Annotated in this window: 20 protein-coding genes and 1 tRNA gene; 11 read left to right on the forward strand and 10 right to left on the reverse strand. The window is 32.6% G+C overall.

Going from position 1 to position 15,610, the window contains the following annotated elements; all coding sequences use genetic code 11:
* The first annotated feature begins 13 nt into the window (after positions 1-13).
* The 3 genes from EU96_RS02485 (at position 14) to trxB (ending at position 2,424) form a co-directional block, all read left to right on the forward strand.
* The gene (locus EU96_RS02485) at positions 14-592 is read left to right on the forward strand and encodes a hypothetical protein (protein ID WP_032527087.1); all 579 of its coding nucleotides are present in this window, start codon (positions 14-16) and stop codon (positions 590-592) included.
* Between the two features lie 154 nt (positions 593-746).
* Positions 747-971 carry a hypothetical protein gene (locus EU96_RS02480; protein WP_032527088.1) on the forward strand — a complete coding sequence of 75 codons (225 nt, stop codon included), beginning with the start codon at positions 747-749 and terminating at the stop codon, positions 969-971.
* 76 nt (positions 972-1,047) lie between these two features.
* Positions 1,048-2,424, forward strand: a complete 1,377-nt coding sequence (trxB, locus tag EU96_RS02475; RefSeq protein WP_032527089.1) for a thioredoxin-disulfide reductase — start codon at positions 1,048-1,050, stop codon at positions 2,422-2,424.
* 9 nt (positions 2,425-2,433) lie between these two features.
* Here the strand turns inward: trxB and infA are convergent, their stop codons facing one another.
* The 4 genes from infA to petM form a co-directional block, all read right to left on the reverse strand.
* Positions 2,434-2,697 (reverse strand): translation initiation factor IF-1, encoded by a 264-nt coding sequence (gene infA, locus EU96_RS02470; protein WP_032527090.1) that lies wholly within the window; start codon positions 2,695-2,697, stop codon positions 2,434-2,436.
* 92 nt (positions 2,698-2,789) lie between these two features.
* Entirely contained in the window at positions 2,790-3,002 is a 213-nt protein-coding gene (locus EU96_RS02465) for a hypothetical protein (RefSeq protein WP_032527091.1), read from the reverse strand.
* Positions 3,003-3,055: 53 nt separating this feature from the next.
* The gene (locus EU96_RS02460; protein WP_032527092.1) at positions 3,056-4,018 is read right to left on the reverse strand and encodes an NAD(P)H-binding protein; all 963 of its coding nucleotides are present in this window, start codon (positions 4,016-4,018) and stop codon (positions 3,056-3,058) included.
* Positions 4,019-4,075: 57 nt separating this feature from the next.
* Entirely contained in the window at positions 4,076-4,174 is a 99-nt protein-coding gene (gene petM / locus EU96_RS0109345) for a cytochrome b6-f complex subunit PetM (RefSeq protein ID WP_011132786.1), read from the reverse strand.
* Positions 4,175-4,267: 93 nt separating this feature from the next.
* Here petM and EU96_RS02455 point away from each other — a divergent pair, with 93 nt between their 5' ends.
* Positions 4,268-5,212 (forward strand): alpha/beta fold hydrolase, encoded by a 945-nt coding sequence (locus tag EU96_RS02455; RefSeq protein WP_032527093.1) that lies wholly within the window; start codon positions 4,268-4,270, stop codon positions 5,210-5,212.
* A gap of 3 nt (positions 5,213-5,215) precedes the next feature.
* The gene (ilvN, locus tag EU96_RS02450) at positions 5,216-5,740 is read left to right on the forward strand and encodes an acetolactate synthase small subunit (RefSeq protein WP_012008031.1); all 525 of its coding nucleotides are present in this window, start codon (positions 5,216-5,218) and stop codon (positions 5,738-5,740) included.
* On the opposite strand, the gene EU96_RS02445 is transcribed toward ilvN, so the two are convergent.
* Positions 5,737-6,339 (reverse strand): peptidylprolyl isomerase, encoded by a 603-nt coding sequence (locus tag EU96_RS02445; protein WP_342666115.1) that lies wholly within the window; start codon positions 6,337-6,339, stop codon positions 5,737-5,739. The genes ilvN and EU96_RS02445 overlap by 4 nt on opposite strands.
* A 50-nt stretch (positions 6,340-6,389) precedes the next feature.
* The gene (locus EU96_RS02440; protein WP_032527095.1) at positions 6,390-6,947 is read right to left on the reverse strand and encodes a photosystem I assembly protein Ycf4; all 558 of its coding nucleotides are present in this window, start codon (positions 6,945-6,947) and stop codon (positions 6,390-6,392) included.
* Positions 6,948-7,129: 182 nt separating this feature from the next.
* Between EU96_RS02440 and psbD the strand changes: the two genes are divergently transcribed.
* Both psbD and psbC read left to right on the forward strand, forming a co-directional pair.
* The gene (psbD, locus tag EU96_RS02435) at positions 7,130-8,206 is read left to right on the forward strand and encodes a photosystem II D2 protein (photosystem q(a) protein) (protein ID WP_032527096.1); all 1,077 of its coding nucleotides are present in this window, start codon (positions 7,130-7,132) and stop codon (positions 8,204-8,206) included.
* Positions 8,190-9,572, forward strand: a complete 1,383-nt coding sequence (gene psbC / locus EU96_RS02430; RefSeq protein ID WP_032527097.1) for a photosystem II reaction center protein CP43 — start codon at positions 8,190-8,192, stop codon at positions 9,570-9,572. The genes psbD and psbC overlap by 17 nt, the downstream gene beginning before the upstream one ends.
* Positions 9,573-9,632: 60 nt before the next feature.
* On the opposite strand, the gene EU96_RS02425 is transcribed toward psbC, so the two are convergent.
* A complete protein-coding gene (locus tag EU96_RS02425) occupies positions 9,633-10,244 on the reverse strand; it encodes a nucleoside triphosphate pyrophosphatase (RefSeq protein ID WP_032527098.1) in 612 nt (203 codons plus the stop codon).
* Positions 10,245-10,310: 66 nt separating this feature from the next.
* Between EU96_RS02425 and EU96_RS02420 the strand changes: the two genes are divergently transcribed.
* Both EU96_RS02420 and EU96_RS02415 read left to right on the forward strand, forming a co-directional pair.
* Positions 10,311-11,840, forward strand: coding sequence for a cobyric acid synthase (locus tag EU96_RS02420; protein WP_032527099.1), 1,530 nt, complete (start codon positions 10,311-10,313; stop codon positions 11,838-11,840).
* Complete coding sequence (locus EU96_RS02415) at positions 11,837-12,088, forward strand: 2Fe-2S iron-sulfur cluster binding domain-containing protein (RefSeq protein ID WP_032527100.1); 252 nt, start codon at positions 11,837-11,839, stop codon at positions 12,086-12,088. Before EU96_RS02420 ends, EU96_RS02415 begins: the two co-directional genes overlap by 4 nt.
* 364 nt (positions 12,089-12,452) lie before the next feature.
* On the opposite strand, the gene EU96_RS02410 is transcribed toward EU96_RS02415, so the two are convergent.
* The 3 genes from EU96_RS02410 to EU96_RS02400 all read right to left on the reverse strand — a co-directional run bounded on the left by EU96_RS02410 (position 12,453) and on the right by EU96_RS02400 (position 14,503).
* A complete protein-coding gene (locus EU96_RS02410) occupies positions 12,453-13,064 on the reverse strand; it encodes a type II secretion system protein (RefSeq protein ID WP_032527101.1) in 612 nt (203 codons plus the stop codon).
* 269 nt (positions 13,065-13,333) lie between these two features.
* Positions 13,334-13,418, reverse strand: a tRNA-Ser gene (locus EU96_RS02405).
* 62 nt (positions 13,419-13,480) lie between these two features.
* Complete coding sequence (locus EU96_RS02400; RefSeq protein WP_032527422.1) at positions 13,481-14,503, reverse strand: extracellular solute-binding protein; 1,023 nt, start codon at positions 14,501-14,503, stop codon at positions 13,481-13,483.
* A 102-nt stretch (positions 14,504-14,605) separates the two neighbouring features.
* Between EU96_RS02400 and EU96_RS02395 the strand changes: the two genes are divergently transcribed.
* On the forward strand, positions 14,606-15,271 hold the full coding sequence (locus EU96_RS02395) for a Fe2+-dependent dioxygenase (RefSeq protein ID WP_032527102.1): 666 nt from the start codon (positions 14,606-14,608) through the stop codon (positions 15,269-15,271).
* A gap of 72 nt (positions 15,272-15,343) precedes the next feature.
* Complete coding sequence (locus EU96_RS02390) at positions 15,344-15,571, forward strand: hypothetical protein (protein WP_032527423.1); 228 nt, start codon at positions 15,344-15,346, stop codon at positions 15,569-15,571.
* The last annotated feature ends 39 nt before the right edge of the window (positions 15,572-15,610 follow it).

The following is a 15,610-nucleotide window of genomic DNA, read 5'->3' on the forward strand; positions in this document are numbered from 1 at the left end:
GTACTAAAAACAAATGAGTATAAAAGCAATCGAATGTCCTGATGGAGTTTGTCACAGCCATCATGGAGGTCATGCTGTTCCCAGGCAAGCTATGCAGAAAAATTTAGAAAAGCATGGTAAAGACTGGTGCGAGAAATTAGCAGAAAGAATTTATGAAATGTCAGTTGATACTTATTCACAGACAGTCATGCCAAGTTTACACTCTGCAGGTTGGCAAAGAAGACATTTAGATTGGGAATTCAAGCTAGCAGAAAATGATTCTGAACCTGATGAAGCTCTTGTTGAAGGAATTATCAATGCCACAGAAAGCTTTTTAAGAAGTAGTGAGGTTCATCGATTATTTATTCAGGAATTAGTCCAGGGCACATTTGAAGAAGCAAATGACAAAAAAATAATTTCTAAAGCAATAAAATCTATCATTGAAGAAGAAATTGTTAGTTCACTAAGAGAAAAAAAAGAAAATCTTTTGAAAAAAATATCCACGAAATTAGTATCAGAAGAAAAAGTTAGCGAGGAACTTGCAATAAATTCAGCCAAAGAGGGTTTTGAAGAAGTCGAAAGGCTACTTGCAAATCATAGCGAGGCAGTTTAACTCTAATTCTTTATATTTTCTTTATAATTTCCGCAAAAACAGCTCCAAATATAAATAAAAAATTAAATTATTGTTGGGAAGTACAAAGTTGTAACTTATTAGACAATATATATATTATTCCATGTGCTTATCTATATACAAATTTTAAGTTTCAATGGAAAGTTTCATTAGAAAAAGAATTGATATTGCTACCTGTTGGGCTACCAATAGAATTTCTGCAATGGATACTTTAGAAAGATATGAAGACAGTTATGCAATAGCAGAAGAATTCAGAGAGTGGATATTACATATTGGAGAAAAGAATGAAAACTTAAGTGATTCTATTTTAAACTTCCCAAAGGAATTAAAGGACTTATTAGACCAAAAAATAAATGATTAAATAATAAATCCTTCCTGTGAAACCCGAACTTCATTATTTGGGTTTATTTATTATTATTAGTGAAATTAGTAAATAAATGGAAAATAAAGAGAAAAATTCAAACGTAGAAAATGTTGTAATTATTGGCTCAGGCCCTGCAGGTTATACAGCCGCAATATACGCAGCAAGAGCAAATCTTCAACCTATGCTTGTAACGGGATTTAATTCCGGTGGAATTCCTGGTGGTCAATTAATGACTACGACCTTTGTTGAAAATTATCCAGGATTCCCTGATGGAGTACTTGGCCCTGAATTAATGGACCTAATGAAGGCTCAAGCTGAACGATGGGGTACAAATTTATACGAAAGTGATGTTGTCTCAATCAATACTGATTTACATCCTTTTGAATTAAAAACTTTGGACGGGAATTTAAAAGCTAACTCAATTATTATTGCTACTGGAGCAAGTGCAAATAGACTAGGCGTTATAAATGAAGATAAATTCTGGAGTAAAGGAATAAGTGCTTGTGCAATTTGTGATGGAGCGACACCACAATTTAGAGATGAAGAATTAGCGGTTATAGGAGGAGGAGACTCTGCATGTGAAGAAGCCGCATACCTAACAAAATATGGAAGCAAAGTGCATTTGATTGTTAGATCAGAAAAATTAAGAGCTAGTGCAGCAATGGTTGATAGAGTAAAAGCGAATCCAAAGATAGAAATCCACTGGAACACAAAAGTTGAGAAGGCTAATGGTTCTGAATGGCTTGAGAAAATAGAAACTTATCACTCTGATGAAGGGAAAGGGGAAATTAATATAAAGGGACTTTTTTATGCGATAGGGCACACACCAAATACAAAATTTTTGGATAACAAAATTGATCTTGATAATAAAGGATATATAGCTTGTAAATCAGGCAGGCCAGAGACGTCTATTGAAGGTATTTTCGCGGCAGGTGACGTTGTTGATTCAGAGTGGAGGCAAGGAGTTACTGCTGCAGGAACAGGATGTATGGCGGCATTAGCTACTGAAAGGTGGCTTGCCGAGAAAAACTTAGCAAAAACAATAATTAGAGAAACACCCGAACCAGAAAAAAAACTAAATTCTTCAGATTTTAATGAAGAGGAAGTTAATGAAGAGACTTTCGATTCAAACTCTGAATGGCAGAAAGGTAGTTATGCATTAAGAAAACTTTATCATGAGAGTAAGAAACCTATCTTGGTTATTTTTAGTTCCCCAAGCTGCGGCCCATGTCATGTTTTGAAACCTCAGTTAAAAAGAGTAATCAAAGAACTAGATGGTGCAGTGCTCGGCGTAGAAATAGATATTGATAAAGATCAAGATATTGCAAAACAAGCAGGTATTAACGGCACACCAACAGTTCAACTTTTTAAAGAAAAATTATTAAAACAACAATGGCAAGGTGTTAAACAAAGAAGTGAGTTTAAAGACGCTATAAAAAATATTATCTAAAGTAATTGCTTATTTATTATTCCTCTTAGGATTATTTTTATTAGTTGAAGGTTTAGCGCCTGTATTTCTCTCTCGATAAGTTATCCTACCTCTAGAAAGATCATAGGGGCTAATTTCAACTAATACTTTATCTCCAGCTAATAATTTAATTCTAAATTTAGTCAATTTCCCTGCAGCTCTACACAAACATTGATGCCCTTCAGGTTGTTCTAAAGTAACCAAATAAAATCCATTCCCCTGCTCTTTTTCTATTACTCCTGAAGTTTCAATCATTAAATAATTATGTACTAAATTTATATTATCAGAAAAAGATTGGCCAAAATTGATTTAAGAAAAATTACCAACTAAAAAATATATAATTCAAATTAAATTGAAAATTTAATTTCATTAATTATTTGAAGTTGACCATAGTAAAAATTTGCTTTCGCAATTTTTTCAGAATCTTCTAATTGATCAAAAAAAACAAAGCCAAGGGTTTCCCATAATGAAGATCCGCAAACATTATTCAATTCATTTTTTGCTTCTTTTGCAAAATTTTCTAGCTTTCGTTCAAGATTTTTAGATTTAGAGACAGACATAATAACTAATAAAGGATAGTACAAATATACTATATTAGTCTTGGATTGCAATATTAAAAAGGCAATCTCTTTTTTTCTTCAATATTTAGATCGGCTTCCATTTCCCTTAATCTTTTAAGAATTTGTTGGTAGTACTCTTTAATATAACTCTCTAAAGATGTCATATCTTCTTTTTTTAGATCAAATATTTCGTAGGTTTTGCTCATATCAGCATCTAAAGATTCTCCACTACTTGTTACTTCAGCAAAAGCCAGCCTTTCAGCAACATTTAAAGAATCTTGAAAAAAAGAAACTACTTTTTGAGTAACATTAATAATGAAAGGGGAAACTCTAAAAATTTTAGCCTTTTTTTCGCTAAATTTTTCACATAGAGATATAACTTCGTTTGAATCCCATGCTTTGGGACCAACTAATGGCAATGAAGTTCTTTGAGTTTTTGGATTATTTACTGCTGCAACTATAAATTTCGCCATATCTTGAGTATTCATATAAGCAACTTTCGTTGGAGTACCACTCATCCATACTGCCTGACTATCTAGGACTGGAATTGCAAATTGACCTATAAGTCCCTGCATAAATGCAGCACATTTGAAGATTGTATAATCTAGATCTGAATTCTCAAGAAGTCTTTCAGTACAATATTTAATGTCCATTAATGGAACATTCCTAAATTTCTCAGTAAGTAGTATTGAAAGAAATATTACCCTTTTTACATTTAATGATTCACATGCATTGAATAAGTTAAGTTTTCCATCCCAATCTATTTCGTAAATACTTTTAGGATCATCAGGTCTACTAGTTGCGGCATCAATAACGACTTCAATATCTTGCAATGCATACTCAATATCTGAAGAAATTAATAAATTTCCTCTTGTTAGTTCACAACCCCACTCCTGAAGAAAAGAAGCTTTTTTTGGGTTTCTAACAAAGCATCTTACTTCATGTCCATCTTCTATAGCTTGCTTTGCTATTTGCCTTCCAAGAGTCCCTGTCGCTCCTACTAAAAGAATCTTCATATTTAAGATTTACTTAACCTGTAGACCATAACTCACTTTGTTATGTATTCGTGAGAATCAATCTCCCTGAAACTTTAATAATAATGCACCACCAACCAATCCTATTGGTATCAGTATCCAAAAAACTGCTGCAATACTAAAAATTTCTTTAGCCATAGTAAAATAAAATCATTAATATAATTTACATTCAATATACATTTATTTGTTAAAAAAGTAGATAATGCAAATATCTTGAAAATTTTTGAATATATGTTTCCCCACTTTAAAGAAAAAAATATTAACTATCCTAATTACTGGAATTGGAATGGTTTTAAAATTTGTTGGAGTGTTAAAGGAGAAGATAATAAAATTCCAATTATATTTCTCCACGGATTTGGTGCTAGTCGAAAACATTGGAGAAAAAATTTAGAATATTTTGCAAAAAGGAATTGTGCCTCTTATTCTTTGGATTTAATAGGATTTGGAGATTCAGATCAACCTGGAATAAGACAAATTGGAAAATTAAATAATGAGATTTGGTGTAATCAAGTGAAAGACTTTATTGCACAGGTTATAAGACCAAGAAATTCTGAAAAAGTCATTCTTATTGGCAATTCCCTAGGCTCACTAGTGGCCTTAACATGTGCTGTTTCATTAGAGGATGAAATCGCAACAGTTATTGCATCGCCCCTACCAGATCAAATTCAGGGAAACAAAAAAAATATAACAAATAAACCATTATTCAAAAAATTTAAAGATAGATTCATAAGAATATTTTTTATATTTTTCCCTTTAGAGATTATTTTATTTTTAATAATTAAATTAGGAATCATAAAACTGGGGCTAAATTCTGCCTATTTCAAAAAAGATAATATTGATTGTGAACTAATAGATTTAATAACAAAGCCGGTTTTAAAGAGAACTGCAGCCAGATCATTAAGAGCAATGTGTATTGGAATGTCTTCAAGAGATGAAGAATTTCAAGCCTCTTACCTTTTAAGAAAACTTAGCACCTCAAAAAAAGTTCCTTTTTTATTAATTTGGGGAGATAAAGATAATTTCATACCTTTGTTTCTTGGTAAAAAGATTGCAAATTTCCATAGATGGGTAAAATTAAAAATAGTATCCAATTCAGGGCATTGTATCCATGATGAAGATCCTTCAGTATTCAATAGCATCTCTTATGAGTGGATTAAAGATTTAAAAACCTTTTAAAATATGAAACATACATTATCAGTTCTTGTAGAAGACGAATCTGGAGCTTTGAGCAGGATCTCAGGTCTCTTTGCTAGAAGGGGATTCAACATAGATAGCCTTGCAGTAGGCCCTGCTGAATCCAAAGGGATTTCAAGATTAACAATGGTTGTAGAAGGTGACGATGAAACTCTTCAACAAATGACTAAGCAACTTAATAAGTTATTTAATGTTTTGGGAGTTGTAGACTTTACCAATCTCGCAGCCGTCGAAAGGGAATTGATGTTACTAAAAGTTTCATCAAAAGAAGATACCAGAAGTAATATCTTAGATATAGTTCAAATATTCCGTGCAAAAGTTGTAGACGTTTCAGATATAGCCTTAACGCTTGAAGTGGTTGGAGATCCTGGGAAGTTAGTTGCTTTAGAGAAATTACTCGAACCCTATGGAATACTTGAAATCGCAAGAACTGGCAAAGTAGCTCTTAAGCGCTCTTCAGGAGTTAATACAGAAATGTTGAAAATTAATAAATATTCTCTAGAAATTTAATTAGATATCTTGACTTCCTTGATATAGTCTTCTTTATTGATTTTTTCAAGTACATCTAATCCTTTAATAATTTTTCCAAAAACGGAATATCTTCCGTCTAGTTCTGGAATCTTATTAGTTACAAAAAAAAATTCAGTAGAGGAAGAGTTATTTTCCCCTCTCTTAACCATAGCGATTGAACCACTCTCAAAAGTATTAACTAAATTTTGATTTTCATAAGGGTTTTTTATTTGATAATTGTATCTTGGTTTAATTTCTTCTTTAAACTTTATTTCTAAAGGTATTGAGGGACTTGTCTTATAAAGGGTTTGATTTTGTTCAATATTAAATTTATTTTCTGGATTTACACCTCCATGTATAAATTTTAGTTGGGGATAATTAATTATCTTATAAAATTTTTTATTTTTATAAATATTATTATCTATATTTTCTAGGAAGTTGGATACGGTAACAGGGTTATCTTTTCCAAATAATTTAACCTCAAAATCACCTTTTGAAGTTTTAAAGTAGGCTATTTTATTATCTTTTGTACATTTAAAATTAAGTTTTTGACAGTAATAATTTGAATCAATCTCATTTTTAACACTACAAGCTGTCACAAAAAACAAACCCTGGATGAAAGATAATGATTTAAATAAAAAATTTTTTTTTATTTTAAACCCTCCAAATTAACATTCAAAAATTTAGCCAGCCGAGCTCCTTCTTCTTCCACTTGAAGAAGTGGTTTAAGTTCACTTGCTCCGCTTAGAGGGAGAGGTTTTTTTCTACCTTTAAGTACTAATACAATTCTTCTTCTAGGATTAAATCCCTCACTTATATCCAACTTAACTGATTTAATTTCATCGAAATTTAATTTAACTTCAATTTCTTTAAATAAACCTTTTCTTTTTATTTCTACAGATTTTGATGATTTATCAAAATAATTAGTTCCTGAACCAAAGTTAATATAAACCAAATACCATAAATAAAAATTTAATAAATTTGCTAAAACGCCATATGCACCCATTATGATTCCTTGCGGGATAAACAATAAAGTTGATGGATTCCCCAGAGGTAATAGATCCTTTCCTGTATAACTTGATAAAGATGCCAAAAGAAAGCCAAGCCCCCCTATCGTCAGCATTCCACCAATAATATAATTAGAAATTTTTCTTGATCCACCAATTTTTTGTTCGATTTTATCGAAAGACGTGAGGTCTGAATTCATTTTTATCTTTTTTTAGATCCTAATTCAGATAATTTAACAAACTAAGGGAGTATTCTTACCTAATTTTTAATAAAAAAGTCAGGAAAGCTTTACAAGGCATTTCAGATATACAAATTTTTCCCCACATTACTCTCAATCTTTGTTACAGTCACACCGTATCCCGAAGCTAAAAACGATTTCTCATGACGATCGCAGTTGGTAGCGCCCCACAAAGAGGATGGTTTGATGTCCTCGATGATTGGTTGAAGCGCGACCGCTTTGTATTTATTGGTTGGTCCGGACTACTTCTACTTCCTTGTGCATATCTTGCTATAGGTGGTTGGTTCGTCGGAACAACATTTGTTACCTCATGGTACACACACGGAGTTGCAAGCTCATACCTTGAAGGTTGTAACTTTTTAACAGCAGCTGTAAGTACCCCTGGAGATGCCATGGGACACAGTCTTCTATTTTTATGGGGTCCTGAGGCCCAAGGTAGTTTCGTTAGATGGCTACAACTTGGTGGTCTTTGGAACTTTGTTGCATTACATGGAGTATTTGGCCTTATTGGTTTTATGCTTCGTCAGTTTGAAATTGCTGGCCTTGTTGGAATTAGACCATACAACGCATTAGCTTTCTCAGCCGTAATTGCAGTTTTCACAAGTATTTTCCTTATTTACCCTTTAGGACAGCATAGTTGGTTCTTCGCACCTTCATTTGGTGTTGCGGCGATTTTCCGTTACATCCTGTTCATTCAAGGTTTTCACAATATAACTTTAAACCCATTCCACATGATGGGTGTAGCTGGAATTCTTGGTGGTGCTCTACTTTGCGCTATTCATGGAGCTACAGTACAAAACACTTTGTATGAAGATACAAGTATTTATTCAGATGGTAAGGTTCAAAGTTCAACATTTAGAGCTTTTGACCCAACACAAGAAGAAGAAACTTATTCAATGATCACAGCGAATAGATTCTGGAGTCAAATCTTCGGTATTGCTTTCTCAAACAAGCGTTTCCTTCACTTCTTGATGCTATTTGTACCTGTTATGGGTATGTGGACATCTTCGATTGGTATCGTCGGCTTAGCATTAAACTTAAGAGCTTATGATTTCGTAAGCCAAGAGATCCGTGCAGCAGAAGATCCTGAATTTGAAACTTTCTATACAAAAAATATACTTTTGAACGAAGGTATGCGAGCATGGATGTCTTCTGTGGATCAACCACACGAAAATTTTGTATTCCCTGAGGAGGTTCTTCCACGTGGAAACGCCCTTTAATAATTTATTAAGAGCTCCAAACCAAAGTATTGAAGAGACTGGTTATGCCTGGTATGTAGGCAACGCAAGACTAATCAATTTATCTGGACGTTTATTAGGAGCTCACATTGCTCATGCTGGACTTATAGTCTTTTGGGCAGGCGCAATGATGCTCTTTGAGGTTAATCATTTTACTTTTGATAAACCAATGTGGGAGCAAGGTTTAATCTGTATGCCACATGTAGCTATGTTTGGTTACGGAATAGGCCCTGGTGGTGAAGTCACTGATATCATGCCTTTCTTCCAAGCAGGTGTGGTTCATTTGATAGCCTCTGCTGTTCTTGGTTTTGGTGGTATTTACCATTCATTAGCAGGTCCAGAAAAACTTGAAGAAGATTTCCCATTTTTCTCTACTGATTGGAGAGATAAGAATCAAATGACAAATATCCTTGGATATCATTTGATTGTTCTAGGTGTAGGTGCATTAGCATGGTCAGTTAACTGGTGTTTTATTGGCGGTGCATATGATACTTGGGCACCTGGAGGTGGAGAAGTCAGACTTGTCAATCCAACTTTAGATCCAAGGGTTATTCTTGGTTATCTATTTAGATCTCCATGGGGAGGCGCTGGTTCAATAATCGGTGTTAACTCAATCGAAGATATAGTTGGTGGACATGTCTATGTGGGTGTAACTGCAATTATTGGAGGATTATTCCACATCTTTACCAAACCATTTGGATGGGCAAGAAGAGCATTTATCTGGAATGGTGAAGGACTATTAAGTTATGCACTAGGTGGAATTTGTGTAGCAAGTTTTATTGCATCTACATTCATCTGGTTTAACAATACTGCTTACCCATCTGAATTTTATGGCCCTACAAACGCTGAAGCTTCACAGGCCCAAAGCTTTACTTTCCTTGTGAGAGATCAAAGAATTGGAGCCAACGTAGGCACAACGATGGGACCAACAGGTCTAGGTAAGTATCTCATGAGATCTCCTACAGGTGAAATTATATTTGGTGGTGAAACAATGAGATTTTGGGATTTCAGAGGTCCATGGTTAGAGCCTTTAAGAGGTCCTAACGGATTGAGCCTTGAGAAAATCCAAAATGATATTCAGCCTTGGCAAGTTAGAAGAGCTGCTGAATATATGACTCATGCTCCTAACGCTTCTATCAACTCTGTTGGTGGAATTATTACAGAGCCTAATGCTGTTAATTTTGTTAATTTAAGACAATGGTTAGCCGCAGCTCAATTCTTCTTAGGATGGTTTACATTCATCGGTCACCTTTGGCATGCTGGTCGTGCTAGAGCAGCCGCTGCTGGTTTCGAAAAAGGAATCGACAGAAAGACTGAACCAGCTCTAGAAATGCCTGATTTAGATTAATTTCTACTTCATAAAAAAAAGCCCTATCTTTTGATAGGGTTTTTTTTTGTTAATTTTTTTTTATTTAGGTAAATTTTCTCTGAGCCATGGCAAACTTAACCCCATTACATTACTGAAACAACCTTCTATTTTTTCTATATATTTACCTCCAATACCCTCCAACGCAAATCCTCCAGCACAATATAAAGGTTCAAGAGTATCTACATAACTCTTGATTTCCCAATCCTCCAACTTCGAAAAATAAACTCTCGAACTTACTGTTTGTTTTATAGTTTCAGTGATTTTGAACATCTTAGAAGTCGAATCAATTATTCCAATTAAAAGAGTGTGTCCAGTATGCAAACTCCCAGATTCTCCTGACATTTTTTTCCATCTGTAAATGGCTTCTTCTTTGTTAGATGGTTTTCCATATGCTTCCCCCTTAAATTCAAAGATTGAATCACATCCTAGAATTGCCGAAGGTCCAAAATTAAATTCTTCAGGCAATAATTTTTTTTGAATATTTTCAGATATACTATTAGCCTTTTGAAAAGATAATTCCAAAGCTAAATTAAATATATTTTTTTCTTTTATTGCAGTTTCATCAAAGTTACTTGATTTTTGAATAAATTCAATTTGACAGTTTTCAAGTAATTTCTTTCGAGATTGTGAAGCAGAGGCTAGAATTAACACAAATTTTTTTTCAAATTATAATTCAATTTACTAATTAATAAATTTCAAAATTAATATAAATTACTAATGAAATTAGAAGCTAAATTACATACAATAAAGAGACCGATAATGGTCCTGGGCACTTCCAGTGGAGCAGGTAAATCATTAACTGTTACGGCTATTTGCAGGATTCTTAAAAATTTAGGAGAGGAGCCAATACCTTTTAAAGGGCAAAATATGAGTAACAATGCTTGGGTTGATTGGAATGGGGGAGAGATGGCATATTCACAGGCCCTGCAAGCTTTTGCTTGTGGTATAACTCCTTCTTCAGAGATGAATCCCGTTTTATTAAAACCGCAAGGCAATTCGACGAGTGAGGTGATTCACCTTGGGAAAAGTATAGGAATAACAACTGCCAAAAATTACTATAAAGATTGGTTTATTCCAGGTTGGGAAATAATAATAAAAAGTCTTGGTTCTATTTATAAAAAAAACCCAAATTGCCGTTTAATTGTCGAAGGAGCTGGGAGCCCAGTAGAAATGAATTTAATTCATAGAGATCTCACCAATTTAAGAGTTGCAAAGTATTTAAATGCAAATTGCATTTTGGTTACTGATATTGAGAGGGGGGGGGTATTTGCGCAAATAATAGGTACCCTTGAACTCATGAAACCTGAAGAAAAAAAACTTATTAAAGGGATAATTATAAATAGATTCAGGGGAGACCTTTCATTGTTTGAAGAAGGTAAAAAATGGATAGAGAGTAAAACGAAGGTACCTGTTATTGGGATTATTCCGTGGTTAAACGATACATTTCCTCCAGAAGATTCTCTAGATTTATTAGAAAAAAAATCGCGTTTAACATATCCAGAAATAAAAGTTGGAATTATAAAATTACCTTCTATAAGTAACTTTTCAGATTTTGATCCATTGGAAAATGAAGAATCAATATTCATTGAATGGATCAAAGAATCGCAAAACTTGAAGAATTATGATTTTATTATTCTTCCGGGGAGTAAACAAACTATTAAAGATCAAAAATTTCTTGAAAAGTCAGGTTTATCTCAAGATATAAGAGAATATTCAAATAATAAAGGGAACATTATTGGGATCTGTGGAGGTTTACAAATGTTAGGAACATTTCTTGAAGATCCTTTTTTAAAAGAAGGCTCGGAAAATTTCTCAGAACAAAAAATTAGAGGTATTGGATTACTACCATTAAAAACCACTTTCTTTGAGAAAAAATTAACCCGTCAAATCAGTTCCGAATCCTTATGGCCATGCCAATCCAAAATTAATGGTTTTGAAATTCACAATGGCCAGACTGAATTAGATAATACACAAAACTCATTAAATATTAACCATATATTCAAAGACTTAAATCTAGGTTGGTACAAAGAAAATATAGAAGGTGGAACTATTGCAGGTACATACATTCATGGGATCTTTGAAAATGATATTTGGAGAGATCAATATATAAATTTGATAAGAAAGAGAAAAGGATTGCCCGCATTAAAGAAAAGAACAAGTTCTTATAAAGTTAAGAGAGAATCAATAATTGAAAATCTCGCAAATGAATTTAATAAGCATTTAAATATCTCATCATTATTAAATTGACAAACTCAAAAATTAAAATTATCTGGCCAAATAATATTGAAACATATGTTTCCGAAGGAGAAGATTGGTTCTCTAATGCAGAAAAAGTAGGTTTAGAAATCCCAACTGGCTGCTTAACAGGAAGTTGTGGAGCATGTGAGATAGATGTTAATGGAGAAACTATAAGAGCATGCATTAGCAATATTCAAAGTAAAAAAAAATCTCCATTAAAAGTTTCTCTCACTACGGACCCGTTCTGGGAAGAATAAATTATCTGTTTATTTAAAATAAAAAATTTAATTAAATTCCAGTTCCTAAATTATTTTTCTTTCTTTGACATAACACTATTTAAATTAATAAAGGGAGAGTCTAGAATTTAAGTTCATACCGTATGTGCCCATATGGGAAAGATAGGGTAAGGTAAACCAACTAATAGTCTAAATAACACAACAAATATTATTATTTAACTATGCTTTTAGAATCGTTCAAATAATAAGTAATTACAGTAAATTTAAAGGTTCTCTTTAATAAAACAAGAGATTATCTATTAGAAAGATTAGTTTAGGGGCTGGTAAAGATTTACTGTAATGTATCATCAACTAAATTTTTTGAAAATTCTCTTTAGTATTAAACTCAACATTTTAAAGTTTTTATTTTTGCCTTTTCTTTCTTAAAAATTTTAGTGTCTACGATACCTGTTGTACTATTAAAACAACCTAAAATACCTTTCTCATCATCAATAAAAGGAATTGATTGTATATTTAAAATTAAATCCTCGCTGTAGATCCTTACCCAATAGTTGCGATTTTCAGATCGCCAACTAGTAGCAGTTGAATTATTTCCTAATTTTCTACAGTTTCTAAGATTATCATTTTTTATTTGTTTTTGCGTTAAATAACACCCTGATACCTTTGTAAATCTTTGCAAATCTCCTGCTGACTTTGGATAAATTGAATCAGACATATAAAGATTTTTAGCTGCATAAAGATATGACCTGATGTTTAATCTTTCTTGCAATAACCTAAATTCTTTCGAAACATCTGCGGACCTTCTTAATGAATCAAAGCCAACCTTGGAATAATTTTTAATCCTCTCAATCGATTTTCTAACTGGAATTTCAAGTTTTGGTACTGCTATTACAAGAAGAGTACTTGAAATTGCAAGAACGAAAATAATTTCTATTAAGGAAAAACCAGATTCATTTTGATTAAATATATTTTTTTTAATAGAAAAATAATTTCTCATTAATTAAATATATTTAAAAATTTATATCTGATTTATTATCTATGAAAAAATAAAATAGGGCAACCATAAAAAGATAGAAACGGAGAGTCTAGAAGTTGGGTTCAGACCCTATGTGCTTATATGGGAAAGATAGGGAAGGTTAAACCAACTCATAGTTAATAATCCCACAACACAAAATAAGAAATTGAAAAGTTAAGACCAAATTTCTAGAAAATCTTCAAGTCTATGACTAATGCCTAAGTTAAAATTTTCAGCTAAAAAATATTTAACGGAGAGGGTGGGATTCGAACCCACGAATAGTTTCCTATTAAACGATTTCGAGTCGTTCGCTTTCGACCACTCAGCCACCTCTCCGCTTTCATATTAGTATGAACATAATTGAATATAAAATAAGATCTGTTTAATTATCTTAATTTTCAATCCCAACCTGCATCTTTCATTAATTTTATTGCAATAGAATTATTTACCCCCAGGTCTTCTACAGTTACCTTATCAGGAATAAATTCTCCAAATTCCTGGACAATTGGATTTTGATTAACCTCTTTTAATGGATGTTCAAAAGTTGGAGCAGCAAGGCCTTTACTTCCCTTTGGAGATGCCAAATATTCAAGAAGCTCAATAGCTTCACTTTTGTTTGTGGCATATTTAGCGACGCCACCAGCACTTATGTTTACATGTGCAGGATTAGGTGTAAGAACTGTTGTTTTTTTCGCATATAAAGCATCTCTTCTTCCATTTACACCAGCCAACATTCTTGCAACATAGTAATGATTTACGATACCCACACCGCACTTTCTTTTAGAAACTGCTCTTACAATAGAAATATCTCCTGGAAAAAATGGTTGTGATACATTTGAAATCATCCCATTAAGCCAATTTTTTGTGACTTCTTCCCCCTTATTAATTATTTGATTCGCTACCAAAGATTGATTATAGGGACTTTTTCTATTCCTCAAACATACTTTTCCTTTTAAAGCAGGATCAGCTAAATCAGTGTAATCTTTAATCTTGCTTACATCTACCACTTTTGGATTTGCGACCATAACTCTAACTCTTCTCGTTAATGCATACCATTCCTTATTAGGATCTTTTAATCCAATAGGAACATAATTTTCTAAAGTGGTAGAGTCGATTTTTTGAAGCAATCCTGATTTTGCAGCATTAGTAATTCTTGCTGCGTCAACAAGCAAAATTAGATCAGCCTGGGAATTTTTTCCCTCTCTTTTTAACCTTTCGATTAAAGAGATACCAGCAGCTTCGATTAGTCTGACTTTTATACCAGTTTCTTCTGCAAATTTTTTAAAAACACTTCTATCTGTATTGTAATGTCTCCCTGAATAAACTTTAACTTCTTTTTCAGTAGAATTTACAGCTATATTTAAACTAAATAAAAAGGTACAAGTCAAAGCCGAATAAAATATTTTCTTTAGGTTTTGCAATTTTTTCAAATAGTATCTATGGTTACTTTATATATATTAAAAGCACAAGAATCCTAAAAGATATTTTCTATACACCACCTTGTATCATTTTTTATAATCAAAATGAATTTTTTAACTAGCCAGCTTCTCATTCAAGAAGAAATTGAAGCATTTATTAAAAGTCTAAAGAAAGAAAATACTCTTTGGGAAGATGGGAAAAGAACTGCAGGAAGTCATGCCTCAATGGTAAAAAATAATTTGCAATTAGATAGAGAATCCGAAATATCTAAAAAACTTTCCCATTTAATCAAAAAGAAAATTCTTTCTAGTCCTCTAATAAAAAGCTTTGCCTTACCAAAAATAATTCATGGAATAATGTTTACGAAATCATTAAATCATATGCAATATGGTAGGCATATTGACAATCCTTTTATGTCATCAGGACGAGCTGATTTGTCTTTTACCATTTCTTTAACTGATAAAAGTTCATATGACGGGGGAGAGCTCATTATTGAAGAGATGAATTCAGAAAAAGAATTCAAATTACATTCTGGTGAGATAATTATTTATCCTAGTACTTACTTACATTCAGTTAAAGAGATTAAAAATGGAGAAAGAATAGTATGCGTAGGTTGGATTGAAAGTTATGTAAAATCAATCGAAGAAAGAGAATATTTATTTGATCTTGATGCAGGGGCAAAAGGATTGCTAGCTAAAAATGGGAGATCAGATGAATTGGATCTTATTTTCAAGTCTTATTCGAATCTTCTTAGGCTACTTGGTAATTAAAGAATCATTTTATACACTAAGTAGAAAATTGTTTAAAAAATATTTAAAATAAACATGAATTTAAAATTTGAAATGCAAAAAAAAAGTTCGATAGCATTATTCATTGCTGCCACAAGCGCATTATCCATATCATCATCAGTTAATAGTGGGGAGAATGATATGGGTGGTCTTAAAGAATGGAATACAGAAATGGATGTTAATGCAGATTTCATATTAGATGATAAAGCACAAGAAATTGCAGATAAGGCAAAAAAGTCAGATGTTTGTATACCTATTGGGGAAGGAGAAAATTGCTGGTAAGTTAGCCAAAAATTATAATCAAAAAAAAACACCCGTTAG

This window comes from Prochlorococcus marinus str. MIT 9302 (genome assembly GCF_000759975.1).
Classification (GTDB): Bacteria; Cyanobacteriota; Cyanobacteriia; order PCC-6307; family Cyanobiaceae; genus Prochlorococcus_A; species Prochlorococcus_A marinus_M.

Coding starts and splice junctions, on each gene's coding strand:
- EU96_RS02420 (WP_032527099.1), top strand. CDS start 10,311: ATGAAATTAGAAGCTAAATTACATACAATAAAGAGACCGATAATGGTC.
- EU96_RS02480 (WP_032527088.1), top strand. CDS start 747: ATGGAAAGTTTCATTAGAAAAAGAATTGATATTGCTACCTGTTGGGCT.
- EU96_RS02460 (WP_032527092.1), bottom strand. CDS start 4,018: ATGAAGATTCTTTTAGTAGGAGCGACAGGGACTCTTGGAAGGCAAATA.
- ilvN (WP_012008031.1), top strand. CDS start 5,216: ATGAAACATACATTATCAGTTCTTGTAGAAGACGAATCTGGAGCTTTG.
- trxB (WP_032527089.1), top strand. CDS start 1,048: ATGGAAAATAAAGAGAAAAATTCAAACGTAGAAAATGTTGTAATTATT.
- infA (WP_032527090.1), bottom strand. CDS start 2,697: ATGATTGAAACTTCAGGAGTAATAGAAAAAGAGCAGGGGAATGGATTT.
- EU96_RS02410 (WP_032527101.1), bottom strand. CDS start 13,064: ATGAGAAATTATTTTTCTATTAAAAAAAATATATTTAATCAAAATGAA.
- EU96_RS02395 (WP_032527102.1), top strand. CDS start 14,606: ATGAATTTTTTAACTAGCCAGCTTCTCATTCAAGAAGAAATTGAAGCA.
- EU96_RS02390 (WP_032527423.1), top strand. CDS start 15,344: ATGCAAAAAAAAAGTTCGATAGCATTATTCATTGCTGCCACAAGCGCA.
- EU96_RS02455 (WP_032527093.1), top strand. CDS start 4,268: ATGTTTCCCCACTTTAAAGAAAAAAATATTAACTATCCTAATTACTGG.
- EU96_RS02485 (WP_032527087.1), top strand. CDS start 14: ATGAGTATAAAAGCAATCGAATGTCCTGATGGAGTTTGTCACAGCCAT.
- EU96_RS02465 (WP_032527091.1), bottom strand. CDS start 3,002: ATGTCTGTCTCTAAATCTAAAAATCTTGAACGAAAGCTAGAAAATTTT.
- psbD (WP_032527096.1), top strand. CDS start 7,130: ATGACGATCGCAGTTGGTAGCGCCCCACAAAGAGGATGGTTTGATGTC.
- EU96_RS02440 (WP_032527095.1), bottom strand. CDS start 6,947: ATGAATTCAGACCTCACGTCTTTCGATAAAATCGAACAAAAAATTGGT.
- petM (WP_011132786.1), bottom strand. CDS start 4,174: ATGGCTAAAGAAATTTTTAGTATTGCAGCAGTTTTTTGGATACTGATA.